This is a genomic window from Micromonospora sp. C41 (genome assembly GCF_018070485.1).
In the GTDB taxonomy this organism is placed as follows: domain Bacteria; phylum Actinomycetota; class Actinomycetes; order Mycobacteriales; family Micromonosporaceae; genus Micromonospora; species Micromonospora chalcea.
This window is the reverse complement of record NZ_JAGPXP010000008.1, coordinates 142,028-158,784: the sequence shown is the minus strand read 5'-3', so window position 1 is coordinate 158,784 and position 16,757 is coordinate 142,028. Positions and strand designations below refer to the sequence as shown.

Here is a 16,757-nt window from a genome sequence, read left to right as displayed (position 1 = left end):
GGGTGGGTCTCTCGTCACCGGGTGAGGAGTGGCGTTTCCCGCCGTCGGGCCCGCGACGTACGCTCGGGAGTGTGACGGCGAACCGGGAGATCGACGACATCCTGCAACGCGGCGCGGACGGCGGGCGCATCACGCCCGAGGAGGCGCTGCTGCTCTACACCGACGCGCCCTTCCACGCGCTGGGCGAGGCGGCCGACGCGGTACGGCGGCGCCGCTACCCGGACAACATCGTCACGTACCTGATCGACCGCAACATCAACTACACGAACGTCTGCGTGACGGCGTGCAAGTTCTGCGCGTTCTACCGGGCCCCCAAGCACAAGGAGGGCTGGACCCACCCGACCGAGGAGATCCTGCGCCGCTGCGGCGAGGCGGTCGAGTTGGGCGCCACCCAGGTCATGCTCCAGGGCGGCCACCACCCGGACTACGGCGTGGAGTACTACGAGGAGCTGTTCTCCTCGGTCAAGAAGGCGTACCCGCAGCTCGCGATCCACTCGATCGGCCCGAGCGAGATCCTGCACATGGCGAAGGTCTCCGGCGTGAGCCTGGACGAGGCCATCGCCCGGATCAAGGCCGCCGGCCTGGACTCGATCGCCGGCGCCGGCGCCGAGATGCTGCCGGACCGGCCGCGCAAGGCGATCGCGCCGCTGAAGGAGTCCGGCGCCCGCTGGCTGGAGGTCATGGAGCTGGCCCACCGGCAGGGCCTGGAGTCGACCGCCACCATGATGATGGGCACCGGCGAGACCAACGCCGAGCGCATCGAGCACCTGCGGATGATCCGCGACGTGCAGGACCGCACCGGCGGCTTCCGGGCCTTCATCCCGTGGACGTACCAGCCGGAGAACAACCACCTGAAGGGCCGCACCCAGGCGACCACGCTGGAATACCTGCGGCTGGTCGCGGTGGCCCGGCTGTTCTTCGAGACGGTGCCGCACCTGCAGGCGTCCTGGCTGACCACCGGTAAGGACGTCGGGCAGCTCGCGCTGCACATGGGCGTGGACGACCTCGGCTCGATCATGCTGGAGGAGAACGTCATCTCCTCCGCCGGGGCCCGGCACCGCTCCAACCTGCACGAGCTGATCGGCATGATCCGGTCGGCCGACCGGATCCCCGCCCAGCGGGACACGCTCTACAACCGGCTCGCGGTGCACCACACGCCCGCCGACGACCCGAGCGACGACCGCGTGGTCTCGCACTTCTCGTCGATCGCTCTGCCCGGCGGCGGGGCCGGGAAGTCGCTGCCGCTGGTCGAGGTCAACTGACCTCGTTCCCCCGTTCGGCCGGTCGGCTCCCGTCGTGCGGCCGGAGCTCCGCCCGTTTCCGGTGAAGCTTCCGCCAGGGGTCTTCACCTGCGTGATCACCGGCGGCTAGCCTGCCCGCGCGACACCACCGATCCGGGCCGCGAGCAGGCAGGTAACAGGTCGGCGGCGACCCGGGTGAGCACCGCCCGGCAAGCCGGCGACGCCATTACGCTGGCGGCGTCCGTCGGGGACCGTCGTCCTCCATCGGCCCATGAGGGCCGTTCACATAACGCACCGCGGCAGGGGCGGGATGGGTGACCATCCCGCCCCTGCCGTCTGTCGAATCGATGGGAATTCCCACCGTACGACGCTGGCGCGGCGATGCGTCGCTCCGGTACCGTCCCTTCGTTCCGTGCGTTGATCGGCACGTCCCTACCCCCGGGGGAACCATGACCTTCCGCTACCGGTCCACGCTGGCGCGCGCCGGCGTGGTGGCCCTGCTCTCCACCGCCGGCCTCGGCGCGGTCGCCGGCCCGGCGTACGCCGCCGACAAGGCCGACCTCCAGCTCATCCCGCTCAGCTACCAGCTCGCCAAGGGCGTCACCGAGGCGAAGGCCAAGCCGTTCAAGTTCCAGGTGAACAACGCCGCCGGGACCGTCGACGCGAAGGGCGTCCGGGTCACCGTCGAGACGAAGGACCTCAAGCCCGGCAAGGTCGGCGTGCTGGCGCCGAAGGGCTGCGACATCCGCGGCACCGCCTTCTCCTGCCTGCTGGGCGACGTGCCCGCCGGGACCACCGAGGACTTCGGCATCCCGCTGTTCTCCACCGGCGGCAAGGGCGGGGCGGGCACGCTGACGGTGTCGATCAGCGCGGCCAACGGCGCCGGCGTGCTGGACACGGTCGAGCACGACATCACCGTCACCGACCCCGGCTACGACCTCACCACCTGGGTCCAGGACGTGTACGCCGACGTGGTCGTCGACGGCGACGACGCCGGTGAGGCGAACCTGCGCCCGGTCCGGCCGGGCCAGACCGCGCCGCTGGACTGGGCCGTGTTCAACGACGGAAGCGAGAACGCCACGGGCGTCGCGTACGGCATCACGCTGCCGGCCGGTGTCACCTTCGCCGAGCTGCCCGAGGGCTGCGTCGAGCAGAACCTGGGCGGCTTCGCCAACGCGTACTGCGAGGACCTGGGCGCGGTGCTCAAGCCCGGCCAGTACTACACCGCCGACGTGCGGGTGAAGGTCGGCGCGGACGTGACCGAGAAGCTGCTCCGGCCGGGCTTCGTCTGGGCCGCCGGGCTGGAGGCGGCCTCCGGCACGCCGGAGGAGCAGCCGAAGGCCGCCACCTCGGCGCAGCGTCGCGCGTTCTCCGAGGCCGACGACGGCGACAACACCGCCCAGTTCGACGTCTTCGTCGACCAGAGCCCGCAGTCGACCCCGAGCCCGACGCCGAGCGCTGAGCCGACCTCGACGCCGACCGCCGAGCCGACCCCGACCGGCAGCGTGACCGCGGTGCCGACGCCGACCTCCGGTGGTGGCGCGGGTGGCGGCACCGGCGGCGGTGGCCTGCCGGTGACCGGTATGCAGGTCGGCCTGATCGGCGGGATCGGCGCTGCGGTGGTCGCCGCCGGTGTGGCGCTGATGATGCTGTCCCGGCGCCGCAAGGTGGTGCTCGTCACGCCGGGCGAGGAGCGCACCGAGGACTGACACCGTCACCGTGGACACGGAGAGGGCGGGGTGGGCGACCACCCCGCCCTCTCGCGTACCCGGGGCGGGGCGGAAGGGGCGCGGCTGGCAGAGTGGAGGGGTGAGCCGTACCCCGCAGGGCCAGCGCGCCAGCCTGGACAAGCAGCCGCACGAGGTAGCCGCGATGTTCGACGGTGTCGCGGCCCGCTACGACCTGACCAACACCGTGCTCTCCTTCGGGCAGGACCGGTCCTGGCGGCGGGCCACCCGGGCGGCGCTCGGGTTGGCGCCGGGCGAGCGGGTGCTCGACGTGGGCGCCGGCACCGGCGTCTCGACCGAGGAGCTGGCCCATTCCGGGGCGTACGCGGTCGGCGCCGACCTGTCGCTGGGCATGCTGTACGCGGGCAAGCGCACCCGCCCGTCGGTGCCGCTGCTGGCCGGGGACGCGCTCCGGCTGCCGTTCGCCGACGCCAGCTTCGACGCGGTGACCATCTCCTTCGCGTTGCGCAACGTCAACGACACCGACGCGGCGTTGCGCGAGCTGGCCCGGGTGACCCGGCCGGGCGGGCGGCTGGTGGTCTGCGAGTTCAGCACCCCGGTCAACCCGGCGTTCCGCACCGTCTACCTGTCGTACCTGATGCGGTCGTTGCCGGCCGTGGCGCGCGCGGTGTCCAGCAACCCCGACGCCTACGTCTATCTGGCGGAGTCGATCCGGGCCTGGCCGGACCAGCCGGCGCTGGCCGCGCGGATCGGCGCGGCAGGCTGGGGCCGGGTGGCGTGGCGCAACCTGACCGGGGGCGTGGTGGCCCTGCACCGGGCCGTCCGAAACTGACCGGCCGACCAGGCGTTAGCCGGTCATTTCGTGAATATCCGGTTCTGGTCTACTTTGTCCCCGTAGGCTCGCCTGCATGACGGGACCAGACCAGGCCGCCACCGACGACGACGCCGCCGAGCTGATCGCCCAGCTCCGCGAGTTGGCCGGCGCGGATCCCGCTGATGTCCGGCAGGTCGTCGCCGAGGTGCTGGCGGCGCTCGACCGTGCGGCAGGTGGCGCGTTGCGTGACCACCTGCCCGAGGCGATCCGGCTCGACGCCGGGCTCGGACCGGCCGCGCCGGCTCGCCCCTGACCGGTTTCGGCCCGCCTACCGGCCCGTTTCCGCGAAGTTAGGCCCCCCTCAACGCGTCCTGGTGTAACAGCGGTCATAGACTCCATCCGGATGGGCTTGTGAAGCATTTCACGAGCATGCGGGAGGAGGCGCGGATGACCGCGGTGGAGAACGACGCCGACGTCATCGTCGTGGGCGCCGGTCCCGGAGGATCGGCCACGGCGTACCACCTGGCGCGGCACGGCGTACGCGTGCTGCTGCTGGAGAAGACGGAGTTTCCCCGGGAGAAGGTCTGCGGCGACGGGCTCACGCCCCGGGCCGTGCGCCAGCTCATCCGGATGGGCGTGGACACCTCGCCCGAGGCCGGCTGGCTGCACAACAAGGGCCTGCGGGTGATCGGCGGCGGGGTGCGCCTGGAGCTGGACTGGCCCGACCTGGCGAGCTTCCCCAACTACGGCCTCGTGCGGACCCGGCTCGACTTCGACGACCTGCTCGCGCAGCGGGCCGTCGCCGCCGGGGCGAAGCTGCGCACCAGCGTCAACGTCCTCGGCCCGGTGCTCGGTGCCGACGACCGGGTGATCGGCGTGCAGGCCGAGGTCGGCCCGGACAAGGAGCCCGCCACCTTCCACGCGCCGCTCGTGGTCGCCGCCGACGGCGTCTCCGGCCGCTTCCCGCTCGCCCTCGGGCTGGCCAAGCGGGAGGACCGCCCGATCGGCGTGGCGGTCCGCCGCTACTACCGCTCGCCCGCCAAGCACGACGACGACTACCTGGAGTCGTGGCTGGAGCTGCGGGCCAAGGGCAGCGACGCGCTGCTGCCCGGCTACGGCTGGATCTTCGGCCTCGGCGACGGCCGGGTGAACGTCGGCCTCGGCGTGCTGAACTCGTCCTCCGCGTTCGGCAAGACGAACTACCGCAAGCTGCTCACCGACTGGCTCGCGAACACCCCCGAGGAGTGGGGGATGACCGACGAGTCCAACGCGGAGGGTCCCACCCTCGGGGCCGCGCTGCCGATGGGCTTCAACCGGGTCCCGCACTACACCCGCGGGGTCCTGCTGGTCGGCGACTCCGGCGGCATGGTCAACCCGTTCAACGGCGAGGGCATCGCGTACGCGATGGAGTCCGGCGAGATGGCCGCGGAGGTCATGGTGCAGGCGCTGGCCCGCCCGGCCGGCGCGGAACGGGAGCGGGCCCTGATGGCGTACCCGCAGGAGCTGAAGGCCCGCTTCGGCGGCTACTACCGGCTCGGCGGCGTGTTCGTGAAGCTCATCGGCCGCCCCGAGATCATGCGGATGGCGACCAAGCACGGCATGCCGCACCCGATGCTCATGCGCTTCGTGCTCAAGCTGCTGGCCAACCTGACCGACCCGCGCGGCGGGGACGCGATGGACCGGGTCATCAACGCGATGACGAAGGTGGCCCCGGCCGTGTAGAAGACGACCGACCACGAGCCGGACAGAGATCGACCCCCCGACGACCGAGGTCTCAGGGACGTGAATAGTGTGATTTTGGCCAACCACCGAGGTCAGGGAAGGACGAGCAGGGGACAACGATGACGCTCTCTCCTTACGCACCCATCATCGGGCTGTTCGCCCTCGCTGCGGCGTTCGCGCTGTTCTCCGTGGCCGCTGCCCGACTCGCCGGCCCGCGGCGTCTGAACAAGGCCAAGCTCGAGGCGTACGAGTGTGGCATCGAGCCGAGCCCGCAGCCGGTCGGCGGCGGCCGGTTCCCGATCAAGTTCTACCTGACGGCGATGCTCTTCATCGTCTTCGACATCGAGATCATCTTCCTCTACCCCTGGGCGGTCTCCTTCGACGCTCTGCCGATCTTCGGCTTCGTGGAGATGGTCCTGTTCATCGTCGCGGTCTTCGTCGCCTACGCCTATGTCTGGCGTCGCGGCGGCCTGGACTGGGACTGAGGAGGTAGCAGATGGGCATCGAGGAGAAACTCCCCTCCGGCGTCCTGCTCACCAGCGTCGAGAAGCTGGTCAACTGGACGCGGAAGACCTCGGTCTGGGGCGCGACGTTCGGTCTGGCCTGCTGCGCCATCGAGATGATGGCGGCGGGCGGCCCGCACTACGACATGGGCCGCTGGGGCATGGAGGTCTTCCGGGCCTCGCCCCGCCAGGCGGACCTGATGATCGTGGCCGGCCGGGTGAGCCAGAAGATGGCCCCGGTGCTGCGCCAGATCTACGACCAGATGGCCGAGCCCCGCTGGGTCATCTCGATGGGCGTCTGCGCCAGCAGCGGCGGCATGTTCAACAACTACGCCATCGTGCAGGGCGTCGACCACGTCGTCCCGGTCGACATGTACCTGCCCGGCTGCCCACCCCGGCCGGAGATGCTCATCGACGCCGTGCTCAAGCTGCGCGAGAAGATCATGCACGAGCCGCTGGGCCCGAACGGCCGCAAGATGCTGGAGGCCCGCCAGGCGCGCGGTGACGTGCCGGTCGTGCCGTACGGCTCGATGCCCTCGTCGTACCGCAGCGACAAGGCCCGCCGTGCCGAGTGGACGAAGGCCGTCCGCGAGGGGCGCGAGGAGCAGCTGCGGATCGAGAACTGGATGAAGGCGCAGAACCACCTTCAGGCGTCGCATAGGGGCCCGAAATGAGCAACGACAAGACCAACGACGGCGGGGTGCCGGTGCCGACCACCCCGGTCGGGGCCAGCTCCACCGCTCCGGCCGAGTACCCGCCGGCCAGCCCGGCCGGCCGGGGGATGTTCGGCAACCAGGGCACCGGTGACGTCTCCGGCTACGGCGGGCTGGTCCGCCAGCGCAAGCCGATCGAGGAGGCGACCCGCCCGTACGGGAGCTACTTCGACGAGGTGCGGGACGCGCTGGAGGAGGCGTACCCGGACTTCAACGACGCGATCGAGAAGGTCGTGGTCGACCGGGGCGAACTGACGCTGCACGTACGCCCGGAGCGCATCGCCGAGGTCTGCCAGGTGATGCGCGACGACCTGTCGCTGCGCTTCGAGCTGCTCTCGTCGCTGTCCGGCGTGGACTACCTGGGCGCGGAACGCCGCCTGCACGTGGTCTACCAGCTGACCTCGATGACCTACCGCCGCATCGTCCGGCTGGAGGTGGCGGTCTCCGCCGAGCAGCCGCACGTACCGAGCGTCACCGCCGTCTACCCGACCGCCGACTGGCAGGAGCGGGAGACGTACGACATGTTCGGCGTCGTCTTCGACGGCCACCCCGCCCTGACCCGGATCCTCATGCCGGACGACTGGGAGGGTCACCCGCAGCGCAAGGACTACCCGCTCGGCGGCGTACCGGTCGAGTACAAGGGTGCGGAAATCCCGCCGCCGGACCGTAGGAGGTCGTACCAGTGACCACGTCTAACTACGCGACCGAGCGCGAGACCACCGAGGGCAAGGTCTTCACCGTCACCGGCGGGGACTGGGACGAGGTCGTCTCCGGCGCGGACCCGATCAACGACGAGCGGATCGTCGTCAACATGGGCCCGCAGCACCCGTCCACCCACGGCGTGCTCCGGCTGGTCCTGGAGCTGGAGGGCGAGACGGTCCGCGAGGCCCGCTCGGTCGTCGGCTACCTGCACACCGGCATCGAGAAGAACCTGGAGTACCGCAACTGGGTCCAGGGCTCGACGTTCGTGACCCGGATGGACTACCTCTCCCCGCTGTTCAACGAGACGGCGTACGCGCTCGCGGTGGAGAAGCTGCTCGGGATCACCGACGACATCACCGAGCGCGCGAACACCATCCGCGTGCTGATGATGGAGCTCAACCGGATCTCGTCGCACCTGGTCTGGCTGGCGACCACCGCCATGGAGCTGGGCGCGATCAACATGATGCTGTACGGCTTCCGCGAGCGGGAGTACGTCCTCGACATTTTCGAGACCATCACCGGCCTGCGGATGAACCACGCGTACGTGCGGCCGGGCGGCGTGGCGCAGGACGTGCCGGACGACGCGATCCGCAAGATCCGCGACTTCCTCCAGCTGATGCCGAAGCGGCTCAAGGAGTACGAGAACCTGCTCTCCGGTCAGCCGATCTGGCTGGAGCGGACGCAGAACGTGGCGGTGCTCGACGTGACCGGCTGCATGGCGCTCGGCGTCACCGGCCCGGTGCTGCGCTCCGCCGGCCTCGCCTGGGACCTGCGCAAGACCATGCCGTACTGCGGCTACGAGACGTACGAGTTCGACGTGCCGACCCACACCGACGGTGACGTGTGGGGCCGCTACCTGGTCCGGGTCGCGGAGATCCGGGAGTCGCTGAAGCTCGTCGAGCAGGCGCTGGACCGTCTGAAGCCGGGCCCGGTGATGGTCTCCGACAAGAAGATCGCCTGGCCGGCGCAGCTCGCCATCGGCGTCGACGGCATGGGCAACTCCCTGGAGCACGTCGCGAAGATCATGGGTCAGTCGATGGAGTCGCTGATCCACCACTTCAAGCTCGTCACCGAGGGCTTCCGGGTCCCGCCGGGCCAGGTGTACGTCGCCGTCGAGTCGCCCCGCGGCGAACTCGGCGTGCACGCGGTGTCCGACGGCGGCACCCGGCCCTACCGGGTGCACTACCGGGAGCCGAGCTTCGTCAACCTCCAGGCCCTCCCGGCGATGGCCGAGGGCGGCCTGATCGCCGACGTGATCGCCGGCGGCGCCTCGCTGGACCCCGTGATGGGTGGTTGTGACCGATGAGCACGTTCACTGAAGAGACCCGGCTCCGGGCGCGGGAGATCATCGCCCGGTACCCGGCCGACCGGTCCCGCTCGGCGCTGCTGCCGCTGCTGCACCTGGTCCAGTCCGAGGAGGGGTACGTCTCCCCGGCCGGTGTCGAGTTCTGCGCCGAGGTGCTCGGGCTGAACAAGGCCCAGGTCGGCGCCGTCGCCACCTTCTACACCATGTACAAGCGCAAGCCCACCGGTGAATACCTGGTCAGCGTCTGCACCAACACCATGTGCGACGTGCTCGGCGGGCAGAAGGTCTACGACGCCCTGGCCGAGCACCTCGGCGTCGGGCACGAGGAGACCACCGCCGACGGGAAGATCACCCTGGAGCACGCCGAGTGCCTGGCGGCGTGCGACTACGGCCCGGTCATGACCGTGAACTACGACTTCTTCGACAACGTGGAGCCGCAGGGCGCGCTCGACGTGGTCGAGGAGCTGCGGGCCGGCGGCCGGCCGATGCCGACCCGGGGCGCGCGCCTGTGCACGCTCAAGGAGATGGCGGTCCAGCTCGCCGGTTTCGCCGACGAGCGCGACGGCGCGGTGGCCGACGGCGGGCCGGGCGAGCCCAGCTTGCGCGGCCTGCGCCTGGCCGAGCAGCACGGCGTCTCGGTGCCGGGCTTCGACCCGAAGACCCCGATCCGCAGCAAGGCCGAGGCCGACCGGGCCGCCGCCGAGGCGAAGGCGAAGGCCGAGGCCGCGAAGCCGGCCCCCGCGCCCGAGCCGGCCAAGGCCGCCGAGCAGGTTTTGCCGGAGGCGGCCACCGGCAGCACCGCGCCGGACGTGAAGGCGCCGGACGCCAAGTCGCCGCAGGTGCGTACCGCCGAGACCCGGCAGCCGGACGCGGCCACCGCCGTACCGGACGCGCCGGGCACCAAGGTCCCGGTGGACGGCCCGCCGCCGGTGCCGCGCGACGCGCAGGCGGCGGAGGCGGCCGGCACGGCGGCGAACCCGCCGGCCGGCGACGGCAAGCCCGCCGGCGACGCGGCCGGCGCGCAGGAGCGCAACCTCAAGGAAGCGGAGGCCGGTACGGGCGCGGACGGCGCCGACCCGGCGGACGCCAACGGATCGGGGGTCCGCAAGTGACCACGCCTCGGCCGGAGACGCTGGCCAAGCTCACGCCGGTGCTCACCAAGCGCTGGCTGTCGCCGGACGCCTGGCGGATCGGCACCTACGAGAACCTGGACGGCTACGCCGCCCTGCGCAAGGCGCTCAAGGCGCACCCGGACGACCTGATCCAGCTGGTCAAGGACTCCGGGCTGCGCGGCCGTGGCGGCGCGGGCTTCCCGACCGGCCTGAAGTGGGGCTTCATCCCGCAGGGCGACGGCAAGCCGCACTACCTGGTGGTGAACGCCGACGAGGGCGAGCCGGGCACCTGCAAGGACCTGCCGCTGATGACCTACGACCCGCACTCGCTGGTCGAGGGCGTCATCATCGCCTCGTACGCGATCCGGGCCAACCGGGCGTACATCTACATCCGGGGTGAGGCCGTGCACGCCGCGCGGCGGCTGCGCAGCGCGGTCGCCGAGGCGTACGCCAAGGGCTACCTCGGCCGGAACATCCTCGGCTCCGGGTTCGACCTGGACCTGGTGGTGCACTCCGGCGCCGGGGCGTACATCTGCGGTGAGGAGACCGCGCTGCTGGACTCGCTGGAGGGCTTCCGCGGCCAGCCCCGGCTGCGCCCGCCGTTCCCGGCGACCCACGGCCTGTACGCCAGCCCGACCGTGGTCAACAACGTCGGCACCATCGCCAGCGTGCCGTACATCGTGCTCGGTGGCGCGGACTGGTGGAAGACGATGGGCACGGAGAAGTCGTCCGGCCCGATGATCTACTCGCTGTCCGGCCGGATCGCGAACCCGGGCCAGTACGAGTGCTCGATGGGCATCACGCTGCGCGAGCTGATCGAGCTGGCCGGCGGGATGAAGCCGGGGCACAACCTGAAGTTCTGGACCCCGGGTGGCTCGTCGACGCCGCTGCTGACCGCCGAGCACCTGGACGTGCCGCTGGACTTCGAGGGGGTGGCGGGGGCCGGCTCGATCCTGGGCACCACCGCCACGCAGATCTTCTCCGACCAGGACTGCCCGGTGTACGCGACCTACCGGTGGCTGGAGTTCTACCACCACGAGTCGTGCGGCAAGTGCACCCCGTGCCGGGAGGGCAACTACTGGATGGTCCGGGTCTACCGGCGCATCCTGTCCGGCCAGGGCACCCACGAGGACCTGGACACCCTGCTCGACACCTGCGACAACATCCTCGGCCGCTCGTTCTGCGGTCTGGGTGACGGCGCGACCAGCTCGGTCACCTCGTCGCTGAAGTACTTCAAGCAGGACTACCTCGACTACATCGAGGGACGTACCGCTCCGAAGCTGTCGGAGAAGACCCTGGTAGGGGCGCACTGATGACCGACGTAGCCAAGCAGACCGAGACCGTCACGCTGACCATCGACGGCGTCGAGGTCACCGCCCCCAAGGGGGCGCTGCTGATCCGGGTCGCCGAGCAGCTGGGCACCGAGATCCCCCGCTTCTGCGACCACCCGCTGCTGGCCCCGGCCGGCGCCTGCCGGCAGTGCCTGGTGGAGGTGGAGGGCCAGCGCAAGCCGGTCGCCTCCTGCACCCAGACCGTCGCCGACGGCATGGTGGTGCGGACCCAGCTCACCTCCCCGGTCGCCAAGAAGGCCCAGGAGGGGGTGATGGAGCTGCTGCTCCTCAACCACCCCCTGGACTGCCCGATGTGTGACAAGGGCGGCGAGTGCCCGCTGCAGAACCAGGCGATGTCCACCGGCCGGACGGACTCGCGGTTCCACGAGCACAAGCGGGAGTACCCGAAGCCGCTGCCGATCAGCACCCAGGTGCTGCTCGACCGCGAGCGCTGCGTGCTCTGCCAGCGGTGCACCCGGTTCTCCGAGGAGATCGCCGGGGACAAGTTCATCGACCTGATGGGCCGCTCCTCGCACGAGGAGATCAACATCTACCGGGACGAGGAGTACGGCGAGGAGGGCGACGAGGGGGACGTCCCGTTCAACTCGTACTTCTCCGGCAACACCGTGCAGATCTGCCCGGTGGGCGCGCTGACCGGCGCGCAGTACCGGTTCCGGGCCCGCCCGTTCGACCTGGTCTCCACGCCGAGCGTCTGCGAGCACTGCTCGGCCGGTTGCGCCCAGCGCACCGACTGGCGGCGCGGCAAGGTGCTGCGCCGGCTGGCCGGCGACGACCCGGCGGTGAACGAGGAGTGGAACTGCGACAAGGGCCGCTGGGGCTTCCAGTACACCCGCGCGTTCGACCGGATCAGCACCCCGATGGTGCGCGACGAGAAGACCGGTGAGCTGCGCGAGGCGTCCTGGAGCGAGGCACTGACCCGGGCCGCCGAGGGGCTGCGCGAGGCCCGTGACGGCGCGACCGGCACGGCGGTGCTGACCGGCGGCCGGCTCACCGTCGAGGACGCCTACGCGTACGCGAAGTTCGCCCGGATCGCACTGCACACGAACGACATCGACTTCCGGGCCCGCCCGGTCTCCCGCGAGGAGGCCGACTTCCTGGCCAGCAGCGTCGCCGGGGTCACCGACGTGACCTACACGGACGTGGAGAACGCGCCCGCCGTGGTGCTGGTCGGCCTGGAGCCGGAGGAGGAGTGCCCGATCCTCTTCCTGCGGCTGCGCAAGGCGTACCTGAAGAAGAAGCTCACGGTGTACGCGATCGCGCCGTTCGCGACGCGCGGCCTGGAGAAGCTCGGGGCGAAGCTCGCCCGGGTGGTGCCGGGCGAGGAGGCCGGCGTGCTGGCCGAGCACGCCACGGTGGCGGAGGCGCTGGGTAAGCCCGGCGCGATCCTGATCGTCGGCGAGCGGCTGGCCGAGGTGCCGGGCGGGCTGTCGGCGGCGGCGGACGTCGCCCGGCGTACCGGTGCCCGGCTGGTCTGGGTGCCGCGGCGCGCGGGTGACCGTGGCGCTGTCGACGCGGGCTGCCTGCCCAACCTGCTCCCCGGCGGCCGTGTGGTCACCGAGCCGGCCGCCCGCGCAGAGCTCGGCGAGGCGTGGGACATCCCGGCCGGGGTGATCCCGAGCCAGGCCGGCCGCGACACCGACGGCATCCTCACCGCCGCCGCGAACGGTCAGCTCGGCGCCCTGGTGGTGGCCGGTGTCGACCCGGCCGACCTGGCCGACCCGCGCCTGGCCGAGAAGGCCCTGGACGCGGTGCCGTTCCTGGTCAGCCTGGAACTGCGGATGAGCGCGGTGTCGCGCCGGGCCGACGTGGTCCTGCCGGTCGCGCCGGTGGTCGAGAAGGCCGGCAGCTTCCTGGACTGGGAGGGCCGGCTGCGCACGTTCGAGAAGGTGCTGGACACCGGCGCGATGACCGACGCCCGGATCCTGGACGCGATCGCCGCGCAGCTCGACGTGCGGCTGGGCACCGGCGACGTGCCGAGCATCCGCCGCGAGCTTGGCACGCTGCCGCGTACCCGGGTCGAGCGGCCGTCGGCGCCCTCGGTCGAGCCGGCCGCCGTCCGGCAGCCGGGCGCGGGCGAGGCCGTGCTGTCCACCTGGCACCAGCTCATCGACCTGGGCAGCCTCACCGACGGCGACGAGCACCTCGCCGGCACCGCCCGCCCGCCGGTGGTCCGGCTGGGCAAGGGCACCGCCGAGTCCCTCGGCGTGGCCGACGGCGACGCGGTCACCGTCGGCACCGACCGTGGCGCGGTCACGCTGCCGGCGGCGATCACCGAGATGCCGGACGGCGTCGTCTGGCTGCCGACCAACTCGCCCGGCTCCACCGTGCGGCGCAGCCTCGGCGCGACGTCCGGTTCGCTGGTGAAGGTCTCCGTCGGCGCCGCCGGCGGTTCGGCCGTCCCGGCGGGGCGGGTCGCGGCGGACGCCGCGGACCGGCCGGGCCCGCTGCTGAACACCGGGAGTGCACAGTGAGCGCGCGCAGGCAACGAGCGGAGCGAGTACGCCTCGCGGTCGCGAACGAAAGGTCGGTGCAGTGAATCTCTACCTCGCGGCGCAGGACCCGACGCTTGCCGACTTCGGCAAGGACCCGTGGTGGCTGGTCCTCGGCAAGATCCTCTTCGCGTTCGTCGTCGCCGTGGCGGCCACGCTGCTGGGCGTCTGGTTCGAGCGCCGGGTCGTGGGCCGGATGGCGGTGCGGCCCGGCCCCAACCAGGCCGGACCGTTCGGTCTGCTCCAGACGCTCGCCGACGGCGTGAAGCTGGCCTTCAAGGAGGACATCCTCCCGCGCAAGGCCGACAAGGTGGTCTACTTCTTCGCCCCGGTGATCTCCGTGGTCTGCGCGGTCACCGCGCTGTCGGTGATCCCGTTCGGGCCGATGGTGAGCATCTTCGGGCACCGCACGCCGCTGCAGGTCACCGACGTGTCGGTGGCGGTGCTGGTGGTGCTGGCCTTCTCCTCGCTGGCCGTGTACGGCATCGTGCTCGGCGGCTGGGCCAGCGGCTCCACCTACCCGCTGCTCGGTGGTCTGCGCTCCGCCGCCCAGCTGGTGTCCTACGAGGTCACCATGGGCCTGAGTGTGGTCGCGGTCTTCATGACCGCCGGCACCATGTCGACCAGCGGGATCGTCGCCGCGCAGGGCGACGGCACCCGGCTGAGCATCGGCGGCTTCGAGGTCGCGGCCCCCGGCTGGTACGCGATCCTGCTGCTGCCCAGCTTCATCATGTTCTTCATCGCCATCGTCGGTGAGACCAACCGGGCGCCGTTCGACCTGCCCGAGGCGGAGTCGGAGCTGGTGGCCGGCTTCCAGACCGAGTACAGCTCGCTGAAGTTCGCGCTGTTCATGCTCAGCGAGTACGTCGCGATGGTGACCATGTCGGCGTTCACCGTGACGCTGTTCCTCGGCGGCTGGCACGCGCCGTGGCCGATCACGATCTGGTCGGGCGCCAACGAGGGCTGGTGGCCGATGCTGTGGTTCTTCGGCAAGGTCATCCTGCTGGTGTTCGTCTTCGTCTGGCTGCGCGGCACGCTGCCCCGGCTCCGCTACGACCAGTTCATGCGCTTCGGCTGGAAGGTGCTGCTGCCGCTGAACCTGGTCTGGATCATGGTGCTCGCCGGGCTGCGCTCGATCGAGGACTGGCAGGCCCGGGACCGGCTGCTCGTCACCGCCGTCGGCGCGGGCGTGCTGCTGCTGGTCACGCTCTTCTGGCCGAGCCGGAAGAAGGAGCTGAAGCCGTCGCCCCAGGAGCAGGCGGACAGCCGGCCGTACGGCAGCTTCCCGCTGCCGCCGATGGATCTTCAGGTTCCGCCGAGCCCGCGTACCAAGCGCGTGCTCGCCGAGCGGGAGCCGGCCAACGTGGTCGCCGGCCCGGACTCCAGGGAGGTGTGACGTGGGCGCGATCACCGGAACGTTCAAGGGCTTCGGTGTCACCTTCTCGCACATGTTCAAGAAGGTCGTCACCACCGACTACCCGTTCAAGCCGCCGGTCTCGGCGCCGCGCTACCACGGGCGGCACATCCTCAACCGGCACCCGGACGGGCTGGAGAAGTGCATCGGCTGCGAGCTGTGCGCCTGGGCCTGCCCGGCCGACGCGATCTACGTGGAGGGTGGCGACAACACCGAGGAGCAGCGCTTCTCCCCGGGTGAGCGGTACGCCAGCATCTACCAGATCAACTACGCCCGGTGCATCTTCTGCGGGCTCTGCATCGAGGCCTGCCCGACCCGTTCGCTCACCATGAGCAACGAGTACGAGCTGGCCCGGGACAACCGGCAGGACCTGATCTTCACCAAGGAGCAGCTGCTCGCGCCGCTGCTCGAAGGCATGGAGCAGCCGCCGCACCCGATGCGGCTGGGCGACAGCGAGAAGGACTACTACGTCGGCGCGCTGACCAACCCGGGCACCTCGGCCGGTGCCGAGCGCTCGCCGATGGGCCCCGGCCGGTACCAGGTGGAGGAGCACCCCGGCGTGACCTTCCCCGGCGCCGAGCAGGCCGAGCAGCGGTCCGCCGCCGCGGCGGGCAAGGGAGGCAAGGCATGACCTCGGCAACGGTGCTCGCCGCTGCGGGCCAGGTGTCCGGGGGTGAGGAGGTCACCTTCTGGATCCTCGCCCCGCTGGCCCTGCTCGGGGCGGTCGGCATGGTGTGGGCCCGCAACGCGGTGCACTCCGCGCTCTGGCTCGTGCTGACCATGCTCTGCCTGGGCGTGTTCTACGTGCTCCAGGCGGGGCCGTTCATCGGCATGGTGCAGATCATCGTCTACACCGGCGCGATCATGATGCTGTTCCTGTTCGTGCTGATGCTCGTCGGCCGGGACGCCTCCGACTCGCTCATCGAGACGCTGCGCGGCCAGCGGGTCGCCGCCGTCGTCCTCGGGCTCGGCTTCGCCGGCCTGGTGGGCAGCGGCCTGTACCGCGCGCTCGACGGCGTGCCGGCGGCCGGGCTCGACGAGGCGAACGCCGAGGGCAACGTGCAGGGCATCGCCCGGCTGCTGTTCACCAAGTACGTCTTCGCCTTCGAGTTGACCTCGGCGCTGCTGATCACCGCCGCGGTGGGCGCGATGGTGCTGGCGCACGTCGAGCGGCGCAAGGCGGACCGGATGGACCAGATCGCCACCATGAAGGCGCGGTTCCGCCCCGGCAACTACCCCGGCCCGAAGCCCGGCCCGGGTGTCTACGCCACCTCCTCCTCGGTGGCCACCCCGGCCCGCCTGCCCGACGGCCGGCTGACCGACCGCAGCATCCCGGAGATCCTGCCGGTGCGCGAGCTGACGGCCGAGGAGACCGCACCGAAGGGGACGGACAAATGACCCCGGACTACTACCTGATCCTCGCGGCGGTGCTGTTCACCATCGGCGCCGTCGGCGTGCTGGTCCGGCGCAACGCGATCGTGCTGTTCATGTGCATCGAGCTGATGCTCAACGCGGCCAACCTGACGCTGGTCACGTTCAGCCGGATCAACGGCGACCTGAACGGCCAGATCATGGCGTTCTTCGTGATGGTGGTCGCGGCGGCCGAGGTCGTGGTCGGTCTCGCGATCATCATGGCGATCTTCCGTACCCGGCGCTCGGCGAGCGTCGACGACGCCAACCTGCTGAAGTACTGAGGGGCTC

At 71.2% G+C, this 16,757-nt stretch carries 16 protein-coding genes; all 16 read left to right on the top strand.

Annotated elements, in window-relative coordinates:
• Positions 1 to 71 precede the first annotated feature (71 nt).
• The 16 genes from mqnC (at position 72) to nuoK (ending at position 16,750) form a co-directional block, all read left to right on the top strand.
• Positions 72 to 1,262 (top strand): cyclic dehypoxanthinyl futalosine synthase, encoded by a 1,191-nt coding sequence (gene mqnC / locus KBX43_RS11935; protein ID WP_030500766.1) that lies wholly within the window; start codon positions 72 to 74, stop codon positions 1,260 to 1,262.
• Between the two features lie 428 nt (positions 1,263 to 1,690).
• A complete protein-coding gene (locus KBX43_RS11930) occupies positions 1,691 to 2,950 on the top strand; it encodes a cell wall anchor protein (protein WP_210884414.1) in 1,260 nt (419 codons plus the stop codon).
• Positions 2,951 to 3,050: 100 nt separating this feature from the next.
• Positions 3,051 to 3,761: a demethylmenaquinone methyltransferase gene (locus tag KBX43_RS11925; RefSeq protein ID WP_064448431.1), complete on the top strand. Its 711-nt coding sequence runs from the start codon at positions 3,051 to 3,053 to the stop codon at positions 3,759 to 3,761.
• A 76-nt stretch (positions 3,762 to 3,837) separates the two neighbouring features.
• Positions 3,838 to 4,056, top strand: coding sequence for a hypothetical protein (locus tag KBX43_RS11920; protein ID WP_030500769.1), 219 nt, complete (start codon positions 3,838 to 3,840; stop codon positions 4,054 to 4,056).
• Between the two features lie 134 nt (positions 4,057 to 4,190).
• On the top strand, positions 4,191 to 5,465 hold the full coding sequence (locus tag KBX43_RS11915) for a geranylgeranyl reductase family protein (protein WP_043330724.1): 1,275 nt from the start codon (positions 4,191 to 4,193) through the stop codon (positions 5,463 to 5,465).
• Between the two features lie 119 nt (positions 5,466 to 5,584).
• Positions 5,585 to 5,950 carry an NADH-quinone oxidoreductase subunit A gene (locus tag KBX43_RS11910; RefSeq protein WP_013283601.1) on the top strand — a complete coding sequence of 122 codons (366 nt, stop codon included), beginning with the start codon at positions 5,585 to 5,587 and terminating at the stop codon, positions 5,948 to 5,950.
• 11 nt (positions 5,951 to 5,961) lie between these two features.
• Positions 5,962 to 6,642 (top strand): NADH-quinone oxidoreductase subunit B family protein, encoded by a 681-nt coding sequence (locus KBX43_RS11905; protein ID WP_013283602.1) that lies wholly within the window; start codon positions 5,962 to 5,964, stop codon positions 6,640 to 6,642.
• Positions 6,639 to 7,367 (top strand): NADH-quinone oxidoreductase subunit C, encoded by a 729-nt coding sequence (locus KBX43_RS11900; protein ID WP_043327315.1) that lies wholly within the window; start codon positions 6,639 to 6,641, stop codon positions 7,365 to 7,367. The genes KBX43_RS11905 and KBX43_RS11900 overlap by 4 nt, the downstream gene beginning before the upstream one ends.
• Complete coding sequence (locus KBX43_RS11895) at positions 7,364 to 8,689, top strand: NADH-quinone oxidoreductase subunit D (RefSeq protein ID WP_210884411.1); 1,326 nt, start codon at positions 7,364 to 7,366, stop codon at positions 8,687 to 8,689. The genes KBX43_RS11900 and KBX43_RS11895 overlap by 4 nt, the downstream gene beginning before the upstream one ends.
• A complete protein-coding gene (gene nuoE / locus KBX43_RS11890; RefSeq protein ID WP_210884410.1) occupies positions 8,686 to 9,801 on the top strand; it encodes an NADH-quinone oxidoreductase subunit NuoE in 1,116 nt (371 codons plus the stop codon). Before KBX43_RS11895 ends, nuoE begins: the two co-directional genes overlap by 4 nt.
• Positions 9,798 to 11,114, top strand: a complete 1,317-nt coding sequence (gene nuoF, locus KBX43_RS11885; RefSeq protein WP_043327309.1) for an NADH-quinone oxidoreductase subunit NuoF — start codon at positions 9,798 to 9,800, stop codon at positions 11,112 to 11,114. Before nuoE ends, nuoF begins: the two co-directional genes overlap by 4 nt.
• Positions 11,114 to 13,624: an NADH-quinone oxidoreductase subunit G gene (locus KBX43_RS11880; protein ID WP_043327307.1), complete on the top strand. Its 2,511-nt coding sequence runs from the start codon at positions 11,114 to 11,116 to the stop codon at positions 13,622 to 13,624. Before nuoF ends, KBX43_RS11880 begins: the two co-directional genes overlap by 1 nt.
• Before the next feature lie 61 nt (positions 13,625 to 13,685).
• Positions 13,686 to 15,038, top strand: coding sequence for an NADH-quinone oxidoreductase subunit NuoH (nuoH, locus tag KBX43_RS11875; RefSeq protein WP_184681264.1), 1,353 nt, complete (start codon positions 13,686 to 13,688; stop codon positions 15,036 to 15,038).
• 1 nt (position 15,039) lies between these two features.
• The gene (gene nuoI, locus KBX43_RS11870) at positions 15,040 to 15,687 is read left to right on the top strand and encodes an NADH-quinone oxidoreductase subunit NuoI (protein WP_030500778.1); all 648 of its coding nucleotides are present in this window, start codon (positions 15,040 to 15,042) and stop codon (positions 15,685 to 15,687) included.
• On the top strand, positions 15,684 to 16,454 hold the full coding sequence (locus KBX43_RS11865; RefSeq protein ID WP_043327303.1) for an NADH-quinone oxidoreductase subunit J: 771 nt from the start codon (positions 15,684 to 15,686) through the stop codon (positions 16,452 to 16,454). The genes nuoI and KBX43_RS11865 overlap by 4 nt, the downstream gene beginning before the upstream one ends.
• Positions 16,451 to 16,750, top strand: a complete 300-nt coding sequence (gene nuoK, locus KBX43_RS11860) for an NADH-quinone oxidoreductase subunit NuoK (protein ID WP_013283611.1) — start codon at positions 16,451 to 16,453, stop codon at positions 16,748 to 16,750. The genes KBX43_RS11865 and nuoK overlap by 4 nt, the downstream gene beginning before the upstream one ends.
• Positions 16,751 to 16,757 lie beyond the last annotated feature (7 nt).

What these genes read in the sequence shown, in the direction of transcription:
- KBX43_RS11900 (WP_043327315.1), top strand. Translation starts at nt 6,639, where the DNA reads ATGAGCAACGACAAGACCAACGACGGCGGGGTGCCGGTGCCGACCACC.
- nuoK (WP_013283611.1), top strand. Translation starts at nt 16,451, where the DNA reads ATGACCCCGGACTACTACCTGATCCTCGCGGCGGTGCTGTTCACCATC.
- KBX43_RS11920 (WP_030500769.1), top strand. Translation starts at nt 3,838, where the DNA reads ATGACGGGACCAGACCAGGCCGCCACCGACGACGACGCCGCCGAGCTG.
- KBX43_RS11915 (WP_043330724.1), top strand. Translation starts at nt 4,191, where the DNA reads ATGACCGCGGTGGAGAACGACGCCGACGTCATCGTCGTGGGCGCCGGT.
- nuoE (WP_210884410.1), top strand. Translation starts at nt 8,686, where the DNA reads ATGAGCACGTTCACTGAAGAGACCCGGCTCCGGGCGCGGGAGATCATC.
- KBX43_RS11865 (WP_043327303.1), top strand. Translation starts at nt 15,684, where the DNA reads ATGACCTCGGCAACGGTGCTCGCCGCTGCGGGCCAGGTGTCCGGGGGT.
- KBX43_RS11910 (WP_013283601.1), top strand. Translation starts at nt 5,585, where the DNA reads ATGACGCTCTCTCCTTACGCACCCATCATCGGGCTGTTCGCCCTCGCT.
- KBX43_RS11905 (WP_013283602.1), top strand. Translation starts at nt 5,962, where the DNA reads ATGGGCATCGAGGAGAAACTCCCCTCCGGCGTCCTGCTCACCAGCGTC.
- KBX43_RS11930 (WP_210884414.1), top strand. Translation starts at nt 1,691, where the DNA reads ATGACCTTCCGCTACCGGTCCACGCTGGCGCGCGCCGGCGTGGTGGCC.
- KBX43_RS11880 (WP_043327307.1), top strand. Translation starts at nt 11,114, where the DNA reads ATGACCGACGTAGCCAAGCAGACCGAGACCGTCACGCTGACCATCGAC.